Consider the following 15342-nt stretch of genomic DNA (forward strand, 5'->3'; position numbering starts at 1 on the left):
TCGGGCAGGGCAGATCCCCGCGCAGAGACTGTGCAGCGGCACACAGCGAGTTGCGCCCGGCGCCCGGAGTTCGCGGCCTCCGCCCCGCCCGTCGGTCGAATGCCGGTTGCCGAAGCCGAGTTTGTCGTGGAACGTGGTGCCGGACATGTGAAAGGTGCCGGGCGCCGCCATTCATGCCATGGCGCACAAGCGCGTGACCCGGCATCCTGAAAAGGAGCGAGAAATGAACGAGATCCTGCTGGAGTTCGCCGGACGGCAGGCCGATGCCGGGGCGACCCAATTGCCCGAGACGTACCGGCAGCTTGCGGTCAACGCGGCGTTCCACCTGAAGACCCGGACCGCCGGCAGCGCGGTTTCATCGCAGGTGCAGGACGTTTCGGACTTCCGGCTGAACCTGAAGAAGGGCCGGATCGTCTTCGTGCCCGCCGAGGGGCCGGAGATCGCGGCCGAGGCGCAGGTCATCGGCACCTATTCCGACGATGGCAGCTGGATGTGGGCCTGGGGGCATCCCGACGTGCCGGTAGAGATGCAGCAGGCCGCCTGGGCCGTGCAGCAATTCGGAGAGCGCCAGGAGATCGAGGAATTGCTGAGCCGTGGCGGTGCCATCGATGCCGCGCGGCTGGCGGAATTCCAGGCGATCTGTGCCTATATTTCGGATGCCGATGGCGTGTTCATGGGCCCGCACGGCGCCGGGGGGCAGGTGGCGGTCTGCTATTACCTCGGCGATCAGCTCGAGGGGCTTCTGGGCGGGTGACGCGCCGCAAGTGCATTGCGGCAATGCGGCGAAAAATTTACGTGACTGTCATGGTTTAGCCCTACATTCTCGCTTAGCGATTCTGTTCGAAGGTGACTGCCATGACCACTTTTCTTTCTCCCGAAATCCTTGCGGGCCTCGAAGAGGCGCGGACACGTGGCTGGCAGAAAAGCAATCGACTGAGGGTCGAGGCCGGGCCGCAATCCCACAACGTGGTGCGGGCCTGGGAAAACGGGTTCGCCCTGCGCGCCGGTTCCGCGCCGCATCTTCGCGGTCTCGTCGACCTTTATGACGGGTCCCGCCATCTCAAGCGCTGCCTGATCGTGGCGTCCGAGGATGACGGGCAGGAAATCCGTTTCGAGTTGAAAGTGGTCAACGAGGCGTCGGGGGAACAGCCCCTGGATTTCGCCCGCCCCGATGATGCGCCCGTTGCCCTGATCGGCGAGGCCTGACACGCGGTTTCCCTGTTCCGACAATAGTCCGGGGAGCGCGAGGGGCTGGCCCCTCGCCCCTGTCGGAGTGCGCCTGCGCACTCCGAAACCACGCCCCCTGACGCTATTGAAGGTCCGAGAACGCGTCCTGAAGCCGCGCCACAGCCTCTTGCACGCGCGCGCGCGGCGTGGCGATGTTGAACCGCAGGAAGCTTTCGCCGCCGGTCCCGAAGGTGGGTCCGTGATTGGCGGCGATCTTTGCCGTCTTTTCGACCCGCGCGGTGAATTCCTCTCGGCCCATGCCGGTGCCGGAGAAGTCGACCCACGACAGGTACGTCGCCTCAAGCGGCATGGACCGCAGGCCGGGAATGGCGTTGATCCCCGCGTCGAACAGTTTCCGGTTGCCGTCGAGATAGAGCATCAGGTCATCGACCCAGGCCGCCCCTTCGGGCGAATAGGCGGCCTCGGCCATGACCAGGCCGAAGGAATTGGGCGACAGGCCCAGCCCCGCCATGCGCGCGGCGAATCTCGTGCGCAGTCTCTCGTCCGCGATGATGACATTGCCGGAATGCGAACCGGCGATGTTGAAGGTCTTGGTGGTCGCCGTCATCATCACCAGCCGGTCGGCGATACCGTCGATATGCGCCATGACGGTATGCGTGTGCCCCGGGTAGACAAGATCGTGGTGGATTTCGTCGGACACCAGCACGAGGTCGTGACGCTTGGCGAATGCGGCGACGCCCTCCAGCTCTTCCCTGGTCCAGACGCGGCCGCCGGGATTGTGCGGCGAGCAGAGCACCAGCAGTTTTTCCGACCCGTCCAGGATCTCGTCGTAGGCGGCGAAATCCATCCGGTAACGGCCGTCCTCATCGACCAGGGGGCATTCCACCACCCGGCGGCCTGCCGAGGTGATGACTCGCGCGAAGGCATGGTAGACGGGCGTGAACAGCACCACCCCGTCGCCGGGATCGGTGAAGGCGTCGACGCACATGCCGGTGCCGTTGACCAGCCCGTGGGTGGTGAAGATCCAGGACGGGTCCACCTGCCAGCCGTGGCGGGTTTCCATCCACCAGCAGATCGCCCGGCGGTAGCCATCGTCGTTCCCGTAATAGCCGAAAATGCCGGGATCGAGCATCCCGCGCAGCGCGTCGCTGACCGCCTTTGGCGGGCGGAAATCCATGTCGGCGACCCACATGGCCAGCCCCTCCTCGGCGGGGACGCCATAGATCTGCTCCATCCTGTCCCATTTGCCGCAATTTGTGCCGCGTCGCTCGATCGGGTCGTCGAAAGTCAAGGTGGTCTCCGGTGTTGGTATTGGTCGTGTCGGGCGCACGCTATGGCGTTGCAGGGCCGGGCGCAATCGCCTAAAGCATTTCGCGCGATGGCCGGGCGCCCGGCTTCAAAACCTGACGACGAGCGGTTACATAACGCCCATGCTGCGACCGATCCTGATCCATCCCGACCCGCGCCTGAAAAAGGTGTGCGCGCCCGTGTCCGACCTGAGCGACGACTTGCGCGCGCTGGCCGATGACATGCTTGAGACGATGTATGACGCGCCGGGCATCGGCCTCGCCGCGCCGCAGATCGGGGTGATGGACCGGCTGATCGTGCTGGATTGCTCGAAGGACGACGAGACCGGGGAGCCGCCGCGCCCGCTGGTGATGTTCAATCCCGAGGTGGTGGCCGGCTCGGACGAAAAGAACGTCTACGAGGAAGGCTGCCTGTCGATCCCGGACCAGTTCGCCGAGGTGACGCGCCCCAAGGTCGTGGATGTCAGGTGGATCGACCGCGACGGGACCGAACGGTCCGACACGTTCGACGGGCTTTGGGCGACCTGCGTGCAGCATGAGATCGACCATCTGAACGGCAAGCTGTTCATAGATTACCTGGGTCCGATGAAACGGCAGTTGATCACGCGTAAGATGCAGAAGCTGAAGCGTGAAATGGCGCGGGGCTAGGCCGGTGGCCGTGCGCCCTTTCGTGCCCTGGCCGGACAAGCGGTTGCGCAGGCCCGCCGACCCGGTCGAGGCGGTCACCGATGCCGAGCGCGCGATCTGGGACGACATGATCGACACCATGGATGCGATGCCGGGCGTGGGCCTGGCCGCTGTGCAGATCGGCGTGATGCAGCGGCTGGCGGTGGTCGATGCCAGCGATGCGCGCGGACAGGCGGTGCGCATGGCGAACCCCGAGATCCTGCATGCCAGCGCGCAGATGCGCGACCATGACGAGGCCAGCCCGAATCTGCCCGGCGTGCACGCGAGGATCAGCCGCCCCCGCGCCGTGACCGTCCGGTTCCTGAATGCAGAAGGTGAGGTCGAGGAGCGGGATTTCGTCGGGCTTTGGGCCACCAGCGTGCAGCACCAGGTCGATCATCTGAACGGGAGGATGTATTTTGATCGGTTGAGCAAGGTGAAGCGCGACATGCTGTTGCGCCGCGCGGCCAAGCAACGCTGACAGGTCAGGAGACAACCATGCGCCTCGTTTTCATGGGAACGCCCGACTTCTCGGTGCCGGTGCTCGAGGCGCTGGTCGCGGCGGGGCACGAGATTGCCGCGGTTTACTGCCAGCCGCCGAGGCCCGCGGGGCGTGGCAAGAAAGATCGCCCCAGCCCGGTGCAGGCGCGGGCCGATGCGCTGGGGCTGACGGTGCGCCACCCGGTCAGCCTGAAAGACCCTGACGCGCAAGAAGCCTTCGCCGGCCTCGATGCCGACGTGGCCGTGGTCGTGGCCTATGGATTGATCCTGCCGCAAGCGATCCTCGATGCGCCGCGGCATGGCTGCCTCAATATCCACGCCAGCCTGCTGCCGCGCTGGCGCGGGGCGGCGCCGATCCACCGCGCGATCATGGCGGGGGACGACAGGACCGGGGTCTGCATCATGCAGATGGAGGCGGGGCTGGATACGGGCCCGGTGCTGCTGCGGCAGGAGACGCCGATCGGCGCGGAGGAAACCACGGGCGCGCTGCATGACCGTTTGTCCCGCATGGGGGCCGAGGCGATCACGACGGCGCTCGGGCGACTGGAGGGCCTGACGCCCGAGCCGCAGCCGGAGATCGGCGTCACCTATGCCGACAAGATCGACAAGGCCGAGGCGCGGATCGACTGGACGCGCCCCGCCGAGGAGGTCGACCGGCAGATCCGTGGTCTCTCGCCTTTCCCCGGCGCATGGACCGAACACGACGGCACGCGGATCAAGTTCCTCGCCTCGCGGATCGGCCCGGGCAGCGGTGCGCCCGGCGAGGTGCTCGACGACGCGTTGACAATTGCCTGCGGCAGCGGCGCGGTGAAAGTCCTGCGGTTGCAAAAGGCCGGACGGGGGCCGCAAGCAACGGCGGAGTTCCTGCGCGGCATGGCGCTGGGCAAGGGCACCCGGCTCTGATCCGCCTTTTCCTCTGGCCATAAATATCCCAAAGCGTTCTGCCCCGATCACGTGTTCCGGGATGGGGGCAGAACGCCCGCAACGTCCGAATGTCGTATCGCGATTTTCCGAAAGCCGCTTCGCCGGTCTTTCGAAAAACGCTTTGGGGAGCGCGAGGGGCTGGTCCCTCGCCCCGGTCGGACTGCTCCTGCGCGGTCCGAAACCTGGTGACCCGCGCTTGCGTCCGGTTCTGAAACAGGACAGCATCGCACCAACCAGAGCAACGAGGTCTCATGTTCCTGCAACTGTTCGGCACAGTGGTGATCGCCGGGATCGTCGGCTATATCAGCGAGAAATCCGGCTTTACCCGCAACGGCATCCTGCAATCCATCATCATCTGCGTCGGCGGGGCCTTTCTGTTCTATTTCATCCGAATCATGTTTGGCTTTCGCTTTGGCGCACCCGGGGTGGACGCGATCCTTTCGTCCATCGGGGCGCTGATCATCATTCCGACGCATTGGCGCCGGAAGCGGTGACACGGAGCCGCTGACAGGGGAACGTGGCATGGGACTGATCTATCTCGTCATCATCGGAGCCGTCGCCGGGTATCTGGCCACGCGTATCATGCGGATCGACGCCGATCCGCTGATGACCATCGGGATCGGCGTGGCGGGCGCCTTGCTGGGCGGGCTGATCCTGCAAGGGATCCTGGCCTTTCTGGGTCTGCTGGGCGGGATCGTCGGCGCGGTTCTGGGCGCGCTGGTGCTGATCTGGGCCTATCAGGCTTACAAGGCGCGGAAATAGCCTAGCGCCGCGGCGGCCGGGCGCGGTAGGCCGGCAGGCGCCAGCCGAAGGCGAGCGAGCCGGCGCGCAGGGCCCAGGTGACGCCGGCGCAGGCGATCAGGATGAACAGTTCCTGCCGCGTCACCAGCGAGGTTGCCACGGCGGCAAGGGAGCCGGCGAAGGCGGCGGTGACGTAAAGCTCGCCCTGTTTCAGCACCAGCGGCACCTCGTTGCAGACCACGTCGCGCATCAGCCCGCCCAGGCAGCCGGTGACCATGCCCATGATCACGACGATGGGCAGCGGTTGCGCCATCGCCATCGCGGTGGCGACTCCCGCCGGGACGGCCACGGCCAGCGCGAGGCTGTCCAGCCAGAGCAGGAGGCGGTACCGGCTCTCGAACAGATGCGCGGTGAAGAAGATCAGGATCGCGGCGGCGCAGGCGGTGGCGATGAAACTGGGATTGGCGATCCAGAAGACCGGGTTGCGGTCAAGAAGCACGTCGCGCACCGTGCCGCCGCCCACCGCCGTCAGGCAGGCGATGAAGGCAAACCCCACCACGTCGAGCTGCGCCCGTGACGCGACCAGCGCGCCGGTCAGCGCGAAGATCAGGACCGAGGCGTGGTCCAGCAGGAACAGGGCCGTCATGACCTGGCCTTGCCGGGCTTGAACGGTGCCATGCCGGCGCGGGCGAGTTCGTCGGCGCGTTCGTTTTCAGGATGGCCGGCATGGCCCTTGACCCATTCCCAGGTGACGTCGTGCCGCTGGGCCGCGGCGTCGAGACGTTGCCAGAGGTCGACATTCTTGACCGGCTTCTTGTTCGAGGTTTTCCAGCCGTTGCGCTTCCAGCCGTGGATCCAGCCGGTGACGCCGTTCTTCACATAGGCGCTGTCGGTGACGATGGTGATGCGCGTGGGCTTGGACAGGGTTTCGAGCGCGGTGATGGCCGCGAGCAGTTCCATCCGGTTGTTGGTGGTCTCGGCTTCGCCGCCACTGAGTTCGCGCTCCTTCACGACGGTGTCACCGTCCTTGGCCTGGAGCAGCGCGCCCCAGCCGCCGGGGCCGGGATTGCCGGAACAGGCGCCGTCGGTATAGGCGAAAAGATCAGTCATCAGCGGACTTTCTTGTAAGGATCGTGACCCATTCCGCCAGACTGCCGTCAAGGCCTTTGTCGGCGCCGGTGCGCGTCTCGACCGGGTGCAGGCCCGCCGCGATCAGAAGGTCGGAAAGCTCGGTCTGGGTGACATAGGTATAGAGCCGTCCGAGCGTGTCGCGGTGTTCGCCGGTGCCGGTTTTCATGCCGATGTGAAAAAGTCCGCCGGGTTTCAGCGCGGTCACGAGGGCGGCCAGATGGCGGGGAAGGTCGGCGCGGGGCGCGTGCAGGAGCGAGAAATTGGCCCAGATCGCGTCATAAGCCGCGACTTCGTCGACATCGTCGAATTTGGCGAGCCGGGCGGTCACGCCCGGTTGCGCCTCTGCGAGGACGACCATTTCCGGCGTGGCGTCGGTGGCCGTGACCGCGTGGCCTTCGGCGGCCATGATGCCCGAGGCGATGCCGGGGCCGCAGCCGAGGTCGAGGACGCTGCTGCCGGGGGCGAGATGGTCGAGAAAGAGGCGCAGCACAGGGTCCTTGCCCGCATCCTTCGTCACGTCGGCATAGCGCGCGGCCTCGGACCCGTAGACCCGGATGGTCTGGTCGTCGTGGCTCATTGCGTGAGGCCGATCACGAGGCAGAGCACGACCACGGCGGTGATGACCAGGCGCAGGCGCATCCACCAGTTCGGCGCCACCCCGTCGCGCCAAAAGAGCCAGTCCAGCGCGAGGATGCCGGCGAAGCCGACGATCAGCATGATCCCGGCCTTGTAGGCGCCGCCGCCTTGGGTGAAGAACACCCAGAGCGCGGGAATGACCGAGAGCACGTAGCCGGTGGTGGCCGAAGGCCCGGTCATGCGGGTGGCAAAGCCCCAGAGCACGCCGGACATGAAGCTGAGGATCACCGCGCCGTAGAACAGCCCCACGTAAGGACCGACGAAGCGGGGGCCGACCACGCGCTGGGTCCAGATCGCCAGATCGGGCCAGAGCACGGTCAGGGCGCTCCACAGGAACGGCAGGAGGCCGGCCAATGCCAGGATCAGCGGAGTGCGGGGGATCTCGTTCACGGGGCGGGGCGGTCCTTGGCTGCAAGCGTCGGAGTTGGTTTAGAAGGCCGCCCGGGCGGGATCAAGTGTCAGACATGTCGCGCGCCCTGCGTTTCAGCGCGCGGATCAGACGGGCGGAGCGGGTAAGGGCGGTGGTGCCGGTGCCAAGCGCGGTCACGATCAGGGCCACGAGCAGGGCGTGGCGCGTGTCGAACAGCCCCAGTTCGATGGCCGACAGGACCGCACCGGCGGTGATCGCGGCCATTCGCTGTGGCTTTGCGAAGGGGCCAGAGAAATCCGAACCCAGCCCCTCGGCGCGGCCCAGTTCGCGGATATAGGCGGTAGCGATGGCCAATGCTCCGCCCAGCAGGCCGAGTGCGGGTTGCCCGGTGGCCAGCCCCGCGCCGGTCAGGATCAGAAGGTCGGCGGCGCGGTCCGGGGCCTCGTTCCAGAAGGGGCCATCGGGTTCGGACTTGCCGCCTTCGACGGCGACCATCCCGTCGAATAGGTTGCAGAGCAGGCGCAGCTGACAGCCGAGCGCGGCGAGAAGCAGCAGGACGATGGCGGCGGTCGTGCCCGTGTGGGCGGAGGCCCAGAAGGCGAGGCAGGCCAGCGCCGCGAAGAGGATCGACCCTTGGCTGATACGGTTGGGTGTAAGCGATGTGCGGCTGAGCCAGCGGGCGGTGCGGCGGGCCCAGCCGGTGTCGCGGCTGCTCAGGGGGCGGCGGGTGTCGGTCATGGGGCGTGCCTCAGGCGGTAGTTGTAAAGCGCGGCGTAGCTGGTGGCGACGGTCACGGGCAGGGCGAGCGTCGCCGCGATTTCCGGCGTGCCGACGGCGCGGTGCGCGAGCGACAGCAGCGTGATCGATATGGCCGCGCAGGCAAGCGGCGGCAGGATCAGGCCGGGCAGGCCCGAGATGCGCGGCAGCAGGTGTTCGATCACCGCTTTCAGGGCAAGCGTGATCGTGGCCGAGAGAACGCCCTGCGCGATGCCGGAGACCAAGGGTGCGGGCATCGGGTGCGCCGCGTTGGCAAAGACCGCCCAGCCGCCCATCAGCACGAAGCCGCCCGCCATGTGCGCCAGATTCGAGCGCAGCAGGCTCATGTCAGCGACCAGTAGTACCGGGTCAGGTGAAAGAAGAGCGGGGCCGAGAAGACGACGGAATCGAGCCGGTCGATGAAGCCGCCGTGACCGGCGATCATGTGGCCCCAGTCCTTGACGCCCCGGTCGCGCTTGATGGCCGACATGACCAGCCCGCCGAAGAACCCGGCGAGCGTGATGACGAGGGACATGCCCGCCGCCTGCAAGGGCGTGAACGGCGTGATCCAGAACAGCGCGGTGCCGATCAGGGTGGCAGAGGCGACACCGCCGATCAGCCCTTCCCAGGTCTTGGAGGGCGAAAGCGAGGGCGCGACGGGATGGCGGCCGAAGAGCTTGCCCCAGGTGTATTGCAGGACGTCCGACAGCTGGACCACCACGATGAGGAAGGCGATGAGCAGGACGTTGCGCGCCTCGAAGCCGGGGATGTCGAGGAAGAGGAGCGCGGGCACGTGGCTGGCGCAGAAGACGCAGATCATCAGCGCCCATTGCATCTGGCTGATGCGGACGAGGAAATTGCGGCTGTCGCCGTGCAGCACCGCGATGATGGGCAGGATGAGGAAGGCGTAGACCGGGATCAGGAGCGACCACATGCCGTACCATTCGTCCCAGATGAGCCAGTATTGCGCCGGCAGGATCACGAAGAAGGCGCAGGCGATGGCCCAGTGGTCGGACGCGCGGCGAGTGGTCAGCGTCACGAATTCGCGCAGGGCGGCGAAGGAGGTGAAGGCGAAAAGCGCGATCACCCCGCCGCGCCCGGCGAGGAAGGCCACGGCGAGGAACGCCGTCATGCCCCACCAGGCGAGGATGCGGGCGTTGAGGTTCTCGATCGTGGCGTTGGAGCCATCCGGCGCGATGCGCTGCTTGAGCACGTAGCCGATGCCGCTGGCGACGATGAGAATGCCGATGATGCCCGCCAGCAGGGTCAGGAAATCCGCGTGCGTTTCGTTCATGCCCGGGCCTCCTCTGCCGGTGCGTCATCGGCCGGGGCGAGGGCCAGCAGGGCGGTTTCGGCCCGCTTGAGGAAATCCTTGCGGTCCTCGCCGGGCGCGACGCGGATCGGCGCACCGAAGGTGACGGTGCACAGAAGCGGGATCGGCACCAGCTTGCCCTTGGGCATGACGTCGTTGAGGTTGTCGATCCAGACCGGGACCAGGTCCACCTCGGGGCGGGCGTCGGAGATGTTGTAGAGCCCGCTCTTGAACGGCAGGAGGGGTTTGTCGGTGGTGTTGCGCGTGCCCTCGGGGAAGAGGATGAGCGAGGCGCCGGTGTCGAGTCCTTCGAGGATGAGCTTCATCGGATCCTCGTTCCGGGTCTCGTTGTTGCGGTCGATCAGGACCGCGTTGAAGACATCGCGGCCGATGAAGGTCTTGAGCGGGGATTCGAGCCAGTAATCCGCGCCGGCAACCGGGCGTGTCCCGCGGCGCAGGTTCGGGGGCAGGACCGTCCAGATCAGTATGAAATCGCCGTTGGATGTGTGGTTCGCGAAATAGACCCGCTGGACGGGTTCGGGCTCGGAGCCGTCCCATACGGCGCGAACGGCCGTGATAAGCCGCGCGAATGTGGTGATGGCGCTGCCGGTCAACCAGGCAAGGAAGCTGCGTGTCACGTGATGGGTCCCGTCTTTCGGGGCAGCCTACAGTTACGGGGTGAATTGGGAAGACAGGAAATCCTGACCCCGGCGAAGAGGTCCCGGGTCAGGCCCGGGACGGGCTGCGCGGAGTGCCGCGTCGTGCCATAGCCCGGCGGTGTGGCGCGGGTAGAAGGCTGAGGGACCAGCGCGTTCCGCCGACGGAATGCCGAAGCGGACAAGTCTTTCAGGCGGGTTCGCGCAGGACCCGTGGGACCTTGAATTCGACGTTTTCCTGCGCGGTTTCGACCTGTTCGATGGTCACGTCGAAACGGTCGCGAAAGGCGTCGATGACCTCGTTGATCAGCACTTCGGGTGCCGAAGCGCCTGCCGTGATGCCCATGGTGGTGATGCCGTCAAGCGCGCGCCAGTCGATATCCGCGGCGCGCTGGACCAGCTGCGCGTAGGAACAGCCCGCGCGGGCGCCGACCTCGACCAGGCGTTTGGAGTTGGAGGAGTTGGGCGCGCCGACAACCAGCATCGCCTCGGCCTTTTCGGCCATCGCCTTTACCGCCTCCTGCCGGTTGGTGGTGGCATAGCAGATGTCTTCCTTGTGGGGGCCGACGATGTCGGGGAATCGGGCCTGGAGCGCCAGGACGATATCGGCGGTGTCGTCGACAGACAGCGTGGTCTGCGTCACGAAAGCGAGACGCGCGGGATCGCGCACTTCGACCCGGGCCACGTCTTCGGGCGTTTCGACGAGCAACACGTCGCCGGTGGGCAGCTGGCCCATCGTGCCGATGGTCTCGGGGTGGCCGGCATGGCCGATCATGATGATCTGCAGCCCGTTCGCGGCGTGGCGCTCGGCCTCGATATGGACCTTGGAGACGAGCGGGCAGGTCGCATCGACATAAACCATTTCGCGCGACGCGGCCTCGGCCGGGACCGCCTTGGGCACGCCATGCGCCGAAAAGATCACCGGGCGGTCGTCGGGGCATTCGTCGAGCTCTTCGACAAAGACCGCACCCTTTGCGCGCAGGTCGTCCACCACGTACTTGTTATGCACGATCTCGTGCCGGACATAGACCGGCGCGCCCCATTTCCCGAGGGCCATCTCGACGATCTTGATGGCGCGGTCGACCCCGGCGCAAAAGCCGCGCGGGGCTGCGAGATAGAGGGTGAGGGGCGGTTTGGTCATGGACACTCCTGTTCCCTCAAGACGTAAGGGTTGCGGCGTGCGGCGTCCAGTGGGGGCTGGCAAATCGGGGCGCGAGGTGCGGCCGCTTTCGGCTGCCCCCGGCCCCTCTTACCTAGCGGCTCGTTCAGGCCGAGGCTTGCTGACGCTCTTGCGAATCTTCGCGCGGCGGGCGTCCGATGACCTCCTTGAGGTCTTCGAGTTCGATGAAGTTGTCGGCCTGGCGGCGCAGGTCGTCGGAGATCATCGGCGGTTGGCTGCGGATGGTGGAGACCACGGATACGCGGACGCCCTGGCGTTGAAGGCTTTCGACCAGCGGGCGGAAATCGCCATCGCCGGAGAACAGAACGATGTGGTCGATCCGAGGCGCAAGCTCCATGGCGTCCACCGTCAATTCGATGTCCATGTTGCCCTTGACCTTACGGCGGCCCTGGCTGTCGGTGTATTCCTTGGCCGGCTTGGTGACCATGGTGAAACCGTTGTAGTTGAGCCAGTCGACAAGCGGGCGGATCGGAGAGTAGTCGTCGTTTTCCAGCAGCGCCGTGTAGTAGAAGGCTCGCAAAAGCTTGCCACGACGCATGAATTCCGTTCGCAGCAGCTTGTAATCGATATCGAACCCGAGCGCCTTGGCCGCAGCGTACAAGTTCGAACCGTCGATGAACAGCGCGAGCCGCTCGTCCTTGTAAAACATAAAATGTCCTTCCGAGTGTGTTTGCCCTGCCGCGTCGGTGTACTAATGGAGTGGATTTGAAACCGGACAGGACTAGTCGGTGTACCTAGGAGTTTAGTTTGCGCTACGCAAGCGTTTAGATTGTATAGAGGATAAGTCGGTCACATGCCTGAGCAACTATTCCTGATAGCATTGGGCGGGAATTTGCCGTCCGATACGGGGGCGCCGGAAGCGACCCTGCGCGCGGCGCTGGCCCAGTTGCCAAAGGCGGGCGCGCGCGTCGTGGCAGTCAGCCGCCTGTATGAAACGCCCTGTTTTCCCGCGGGGGCGGGGCCGGATTACGTGAACGCCGCCGCCGTTCTGGCCTTCGACGGCGATCCTGCGGAAATGTTACAACTTTTACACGAAATCGAATCCGCGTTCGGACGGGCGCGGCAGCAGCGCTGGGGCCAGCGCACGCTGGATCTGGACCTGCTGGCGGCAGGTGCGCAGGTCCTGCCGGACCGGGCCACGTTCGAGGCCTGGCGCGCGCTGCCGCTGGAACAGCAGATGCGGCGGACCCCCGAAAACCTGATCCTGCCGCATCCGCGGATGCATGAGCGGGCTTTCGTTCTGGTGCCGCTGAATGACGTCGCGTCCGATTGGGTGCATCCGGTGCTGGAACGCAGCGTGGCGGCGATGCTGGCGGACCTGCCCGCCGACGCCCGGGCAGAGGTGCGGGCGCTGGACTGATTCTGTGCTTGTAAACACCTGCCCGAGGCTTTAAATGAAGGGCTTCTTGAGACTTTGCCCTATCCGGAGGCCCCATGGCGCGCGTAACCACAGAAGACTGCGTTGATAAAGTTCCGAACCGCTTCGACCTGGTGATGCTGGCGGCACACCGCGCGCGCGAGATCTCGTCGGGGTCGCCGATCACCGTGGACCGCGACAACGACAAGAACCCGGTCGTGGCGCTGCGTGAGATCGCCGAGGAGACGCAAGGTGCCGACGACCTGCGCGAGCGGCTGATCGAATCGAACCAGAGCCAGATCGAGGTCGACGAGCCGGAAGACGATTCCATGGCGCTGCTGATGGGCGAGGAAGCCGAGAAGCCGGCCGACGACGACATGTCGGAAGAAAAACTGCTGCGTGCGCTGATGGAGGCGCAGGGCCAGGGCTGAACCCCTGCGCGCGGACGGGTGATGGAAAGCGGACCAGATGATTGGTGCTGATACGCTTGTCGATCTTGTCCGCGCCTATAATCCGAAGAGCCATAGCGATCTGATCCGCGACGCCTATGCGTTCGGAATGGAGATGCACGAGGGCCAGACGCGGCACTCCGGGGAGCCCTATTTCAGTCATCCGGTGGCGGTCGCCGCCATCCTGACGGAACAGCGGCTGGATGACGCGACCATCATCACGGCCCTGCTTCACGACACGATCGAGGATACGCGCGCGTCGTACAACGCGGTGGCCGAGCGGTTCGGGGGAGAGATCGCCGACCTCGTGGACGGCGTGACCAAGCTGACCAACCTGCAGCTGTCGAGCACCGAGACCCAGCAGGCCGAGAATTTCCGCAAGCTGTTCATGGCGATGTCGAAGGACATGCGCGTGATCCTGGTGAAGCTGGCCGACCGGCTGCACAACATGCGCACGATCCGCGCGATGCGGCCCGAAAAGCAGCTGAAGAAGGCGCGCGAGACGATGGATATCTTCGCGCCCCTGGCCGGCCGGATGGGCATGCAGTGGATGCGCGAAGAGCTAGAAGACCTGGCGTTCCGCGTGATCAACCCCGAGGCGCGCGCGTCGATCATGCGGCGGTTCATCACGCTGCAGCGCGAGGCAGGCGACGTGATCGAGCGGATCACCGGCGACATGCGGCTGGAATTGCAGGAGGCCGGGATCAAGGCCGAGATCCTGGGGCGGGCCAAGAAACCCTATTCGATCTGGCGCAAGATGCAGGAAAAGGAGATGGGCTTTTCCCGGCTGAGCGACATTTACGGTTTCCGCATCATCACCGCTTCCGAGGATGACTGTTACCGCGTGCTGGGCGTGATCCATCGCCGCTGGCGGGCGGTGCCGGGGCGGTTCAAGGATTATATCAGCCAGCCCAAGTCGAACGGGTATCGCTCGATCCATACCACGGTGTCGGGCCGCGACGGCAAGCTGGTGGAGGTGCAGTTGCGCACCCGCCAGATGCACGAGGTGGCCGAGACGGGCGTGGCGGCGCATTGGTCCTACCGCGACGGCGTGCCGGCGGAGAACCCGTTTGCCGTCGACCCGGCCAAGTGGATTTCGAGCCTTACCGAGCAGTTCGACAGCGAGGAGGACCACGACGAGTTCCTGGAAGCCGTGAAGCTGGAAATGTACGCCGACCAGGTGTTCTGCTTCACGCCGAAGGGAGACGTGGTGAAGCTGCCACGCGGGGCGACGCCGATCGATTTCGCATATGCCATCCACACGCGAATCGGCAATGGCTGTGTCGGCGCCAAGGTCGATGGGATGCGCGTGCCGCTGTGGACCCGGATCAAGAACGGCCAGTCCGTGGAGGTGATCACCGCCGACGGGCAGACACCGCAGGCGACGTGGCTGGATATCGCCACGACGGGCAAGGCGCGCGCCGCCATTCGACGGGCCCTGCGCGAGGTCGACCGGGACCGTTACATCCGGTTGGGACGCGAACTGGCGCGCGCGGCGTTCGAGCATGTGGGCAAGAAGCCCACCGACAAGGCGCTGGAACGTGCCGCCAAGACCCTGCGCCTGAAGGGGCGTGACGAGGTTCTGGCCCGGCTGGGAAGTGCCGAGTTGACCACCAGCCGCGTTCTGAACGCGGTGTATCCCGACCTGGCCCCGGACACGGGCAACGAGGTGGCGCTGGATCGCGCGGTGATCGGTCTGGAACCGGATCAGCGCTTTGACCGGGCGCCATGCTGTCAGCCGTTGCCGGGGGAACGGATTGTCGGCATCACCTATCGCGGAAAGGGCGTGGTGGTCCATTCGATCGACTGCGAGAATCTGCAGCGTTACGAGGAACAGCCCGAGCGCTGGATGGACCTGCAATGGCACGGCGGCACGCATGCTGCCGTCTACGAGGCGACGCTGGATGTGACGATCGGCAACGATGCGGGGGTACTGGGACGTATTTGCACGTTGATCGGAGAGCAGAAGGCCAATATCTCGGACCTGACATTCGTGGATCGCAAACCGGACTTTTACCGGCTGCTGATAGATGTCGAGCTGCGCGACGCGGAACATCTGCATGGCGTCATCTCGGTGCTGGATGCGGAAAGCGATGTAGCCACGGTGGAACGGTTCCGCGACCCCGGCCGGCTGGCGGCCAGTGGCGGAACGGAACAGAGCTGACCCA

Annotated in this window: 21 protein-coding genes; 10 read left to right on the top strand and 11 right to left on the bottom strand. The window is 65.8% G+C overall.

The window, feature by feature from the left end; translation table 11 throughout:
* Positions 1 to 223: 223 nt before the first annotated feature.
* Both KUV49_RS17985 and KUV49_RS17990 read left to right on the top strand, forming a co-directional pair.
* A complete protein-coding gene (locus tag KUV49_RS17985) occupies positions 224 to 754 on the top strand; it encodes a DUF6882 domain-containing protein (protein WP_222452343.1) in 531 nt (176 codons plus the stop codon).
* Positions 755 to 855: 101 nt separating this feature from the next.
* A complete protein-coding gene (locus KUV49_RS17990; protein WP_222452344.1) occupies positions 856 to 1206 on the top strand; it encodes a hypothetical protein in 351 nt (116 codons plus the stop codon).
* A 103-nt stretch (positions 1207 to 1309) separates the two neighbouring features.
* On the opposite strand, the gene KUV49_RS17995 is transcribed toward KUV49_RS17990, so the two are convergent.
* The gene (locus KUV49_RS17995) at positions 1310 to 2479 is read right to left on the bottom strand and encodes a MalY/PatB family protein (protein ID WP_222452345.1); all 1170 of its coding nucleotides are present in this window, start codon (positions 2477 to 2479) and stop codon (positions 1310 to 1312) included.
* Positions 2480 to 2618: 139 nt separating this feature from the next.
* Between KUV49_RS17995 and def (KUV49_RS18000) the strand changes: the two genes are divergently transcribed.
* The 5 genes from def (KUV49_RS18000) (at position 2619) to KUV49_RS18020 (ending at position 5348) form a co-directional block, all read left to right on the top strand.
* The gene (gene def, locus KUV49_RS18000; RefSeq protein WP_222452346.1) at positions 2619 to 3143 is read left to right on the top strand and encodes a peptide deformylase; all 525 of its coding nucleotides are present in this window, start codon (positions 2619 to 2621) and stop codon (positions 3141 to 3143) included.
* Between the two features lie 4 nt (positions 3144 to 3147).
* On the top strand, positions 3148 to 3642 hold the full coding sequence (gene def / locus KUV49_RS18005; protein ID WP_222452347.1) for a peptide deformylase: 495 nt from the start codon (positions 3148 to 3150) through the stop codon (positions 3640 to 3642).
* A 17-nt stretch (positions 3643 to 3659) separates the two neighbouring features.
* On the top strand, positions 3660 to 4565 hold the full coding sequence (gene fmt, locus KUV49_RS18010; RefSeq protein WP_222452348.1) for a methionyl-tRNA formyltransferase: 906 nt from the start codon (positions 3660 to 3662) through the stop codon (positions 4563 to 4565).
* 272 nt (positions 4566 to 4837) lie between these two features.
* Positions 4838 to 5080 carry a hypothetical protein gene (locus KUV49_RS18015; protein ID WP_152493797.1) on the top strand — a complete coding sequence of 81 codons (243 nt, stop codon included), beginning with the start codon at positions 4838 to 4840 and terminating at the stop codon, positions 5078 to 5080.
* A 28-nt stretch (positions 5081 to 5108) separates the two neighbouring features.
* The gene (locus KUV49_RS18020; protein WP_222452349.1) at positions 5109 to 5348 is read left to right on the top strand and encodes a GlsB/YeaQ/YmgE family stress response membrane protein; all 240 of its coding nucleotides are present in this window, start codon (positions 5109 to 5111) and stop codon (positions 5346 to 5348) included.
* A 1-nt stretch (position 5349) separates the two neighbouring features.
* Here the strand turns inward: KUV49_RS18020 and KUV49_RS18025 are convergent, their stop codons facing one another.
* The 10 genes from KUV49_RS18025 to KUV49_RS18070 form a co-directional block, all read right to left on the bottom strand.
* A complete protein-coding gene (locus KUV49_RS18025) occupies positions 5350 to 5973 on the bottom strand; it encodes a trimeric intracellular cation channel family protein (RefSeq protein ID WP_222452350.1) in 624 nt (207 codons plus the stop codon).
* Complete coding sequence (gene rnhA / locus KUV49_RS18030; RefSeq protein ID WP_222452351.1) at positions 5970 to 6437, bottom strand: ribonuclease HI; 468 nt, start codon at positions 6435 to 6437, stop codon at positions 5970 to 5972. Before rnhA ends, KUV49_RS18025 begins: the two co-directional genes overlap by 4 nt.
* Complete coding sequence (locus KUV49_RS18035) at positions 6430 to 7035, bottom strand: class I SAM-dependent DNA methyltransferase (RefSeq protein WP_222452352.1); 606 nt, start codon at positions 7033 to 7035, stop codon at positions 6430 to 6432. The genes rnhA and KUV49_RS18035 overlap by 8 nt, the downstream gene beginning before the upstream one ends.
* Positions 7032 to 7484: a DUF3429 domain-containing protein gene (locus KUV49_RS18040; protein WP_152493792.1), complete on the bottom strand. Its 453-nt coding sequence runs from the start codon at positions 7482 to 7484 to the stop codon at positions 7032 to 7034. Before KUV49_RS18040 ends, KUV49_RS18035 begins: the two co-directional genes overlap by 4 nt.
* 61 nt (positions 7485 to 7545) lie before the next feature.
* Positions 7546 to 8202: a CDP-alcohol phosphatidyltransferase family protein gene (locus tag KUV49_RS18045; RefSeq protein WP_222452353.1), complete on the bottom strand. Its 657-nt coding sequence runs from the start codon at positions 8200 to 8202 to the stop codon at positions 7546 to 7548.
* Positions 8199 to 8567: a hypothetical protein gene (locus KUV49_RS18050; protein ID WP_222452354.1), complete on the bottom strand. Its 369-nt coding sequence runs from the start codon at positions 8565 to 8567 to the stop codon at positions 8199 to 8201. Before KUV49_RS18050 ends, KUV49_RS18045 begins: the two co-directional genes overlap by 4 nt.
* Positions 8564 to 9514, bottom strand: coding sequence for a phosphatidate cytidylyltransferase (locus KUV49_RS18055; RefSeq protein WP_222452355.1), 951 nt, complete (start codon positions 9512 to 9514; stop codon positions 8564 to 8566). The genes KUV49_RS18050 and KUV49_RS18055 overlap by 4 nt, the downstream gene beginning before the upstream one ends.
* Positions 9511 to 10170, bottom strand: coding sequence for a lysophospholipid acyltransferase family protein (locus KUV49_RS18060; protein WP_222452356.1), 660 nt, complete (start codon positions 10168 to 10170; stop codon positions 9511 to 9513). Before KUV49_RS18060 ends, KUV49_RS18055 begins: the two co-directional genes overlap by 4 nt.
* Before the next feature lie 208 nt (positions 10171 to 10378).
* Positions 10379 to 11329 (bottom strand): 4-hydroxy-3-methylbut-2-enyl diphosphate reductase, encoded by a 951-nt coding sequence (gene ispH / locus KUV49_RS18065; protein WP_222452357.1) that lies wholly within the window; start codon positions 11327 to 11329, stop codon positions 10379 to 10381.
* A 124-nt stretch (positions 11330 to 11453) separates the two neighbouring features.
* On the bottom strand, positions 11454 to 12017 hold the full coding sequence (locus tag KUV49_RS18070; RefSeq protein ID WP_152493787.1) for an NYN domain-containing protein: 564 nt from the start codon (positions 12015 to 12017) through the stop codon (positions 11454 to 11456).
* A 144-nt stretch (positions 12018 to 12161) separates the two neighbouring features.
* Between KUV49_RS18070 and folK the strand changes: the two genes are divergently transcribed.
* The 3 genes from folK (at position 12162) to KUV49_RS18085 (ending at position 15338) form a co-directional block, all read left to right on the top strand.
* Positions 12162 to 12728, top strand: a complete 567-nt coding sequence (gene folK / locus KUV49_RS18075) for a 2-amino-4-hydroxy-6-hydroxymethyldihydropteridine diphosphokinase (protein WP_222452358.1) — start codon at positions 12162 to 12164, stop codon at positions 12726 to 12728.
* Between the two features lie 74 nt (positions 12729 to 12802).
* Entirely contained in the window at positions 12803 to 13156 is a 354-nt protein-coding gene (rpoZ, locus tag KUV49_RS18080; protein WP_057791126.1) for a DNA-directed RNA polymerase subunit omega, read from the top strand.
* A 37-nt stretch (positions 13157 to 13193) separates the two neighbouring features.
* Positions 13194 to 15338, top strand: coding sequence for a RelA/SpoT family protein (locus KUV49_RS18085; RefSeq protein WP_222452359.1), 2145 nt, complete (start codon positions 13194 to 13196; stop codon positions 15336 to 15338).
* Positions 15339 to 15342 lie beyond the last annotated feature (4 nt).

Source organism: Roseovarius atlanticus (assembly GCF_019802205.1).
Classification (GTDB): Bacteria; Pseudomonadota; Alphaproteobacteria; order Rhodobacterales; family Rhodobacteraceae; genus Roseovarius; species Roseovarius atlanticus_A.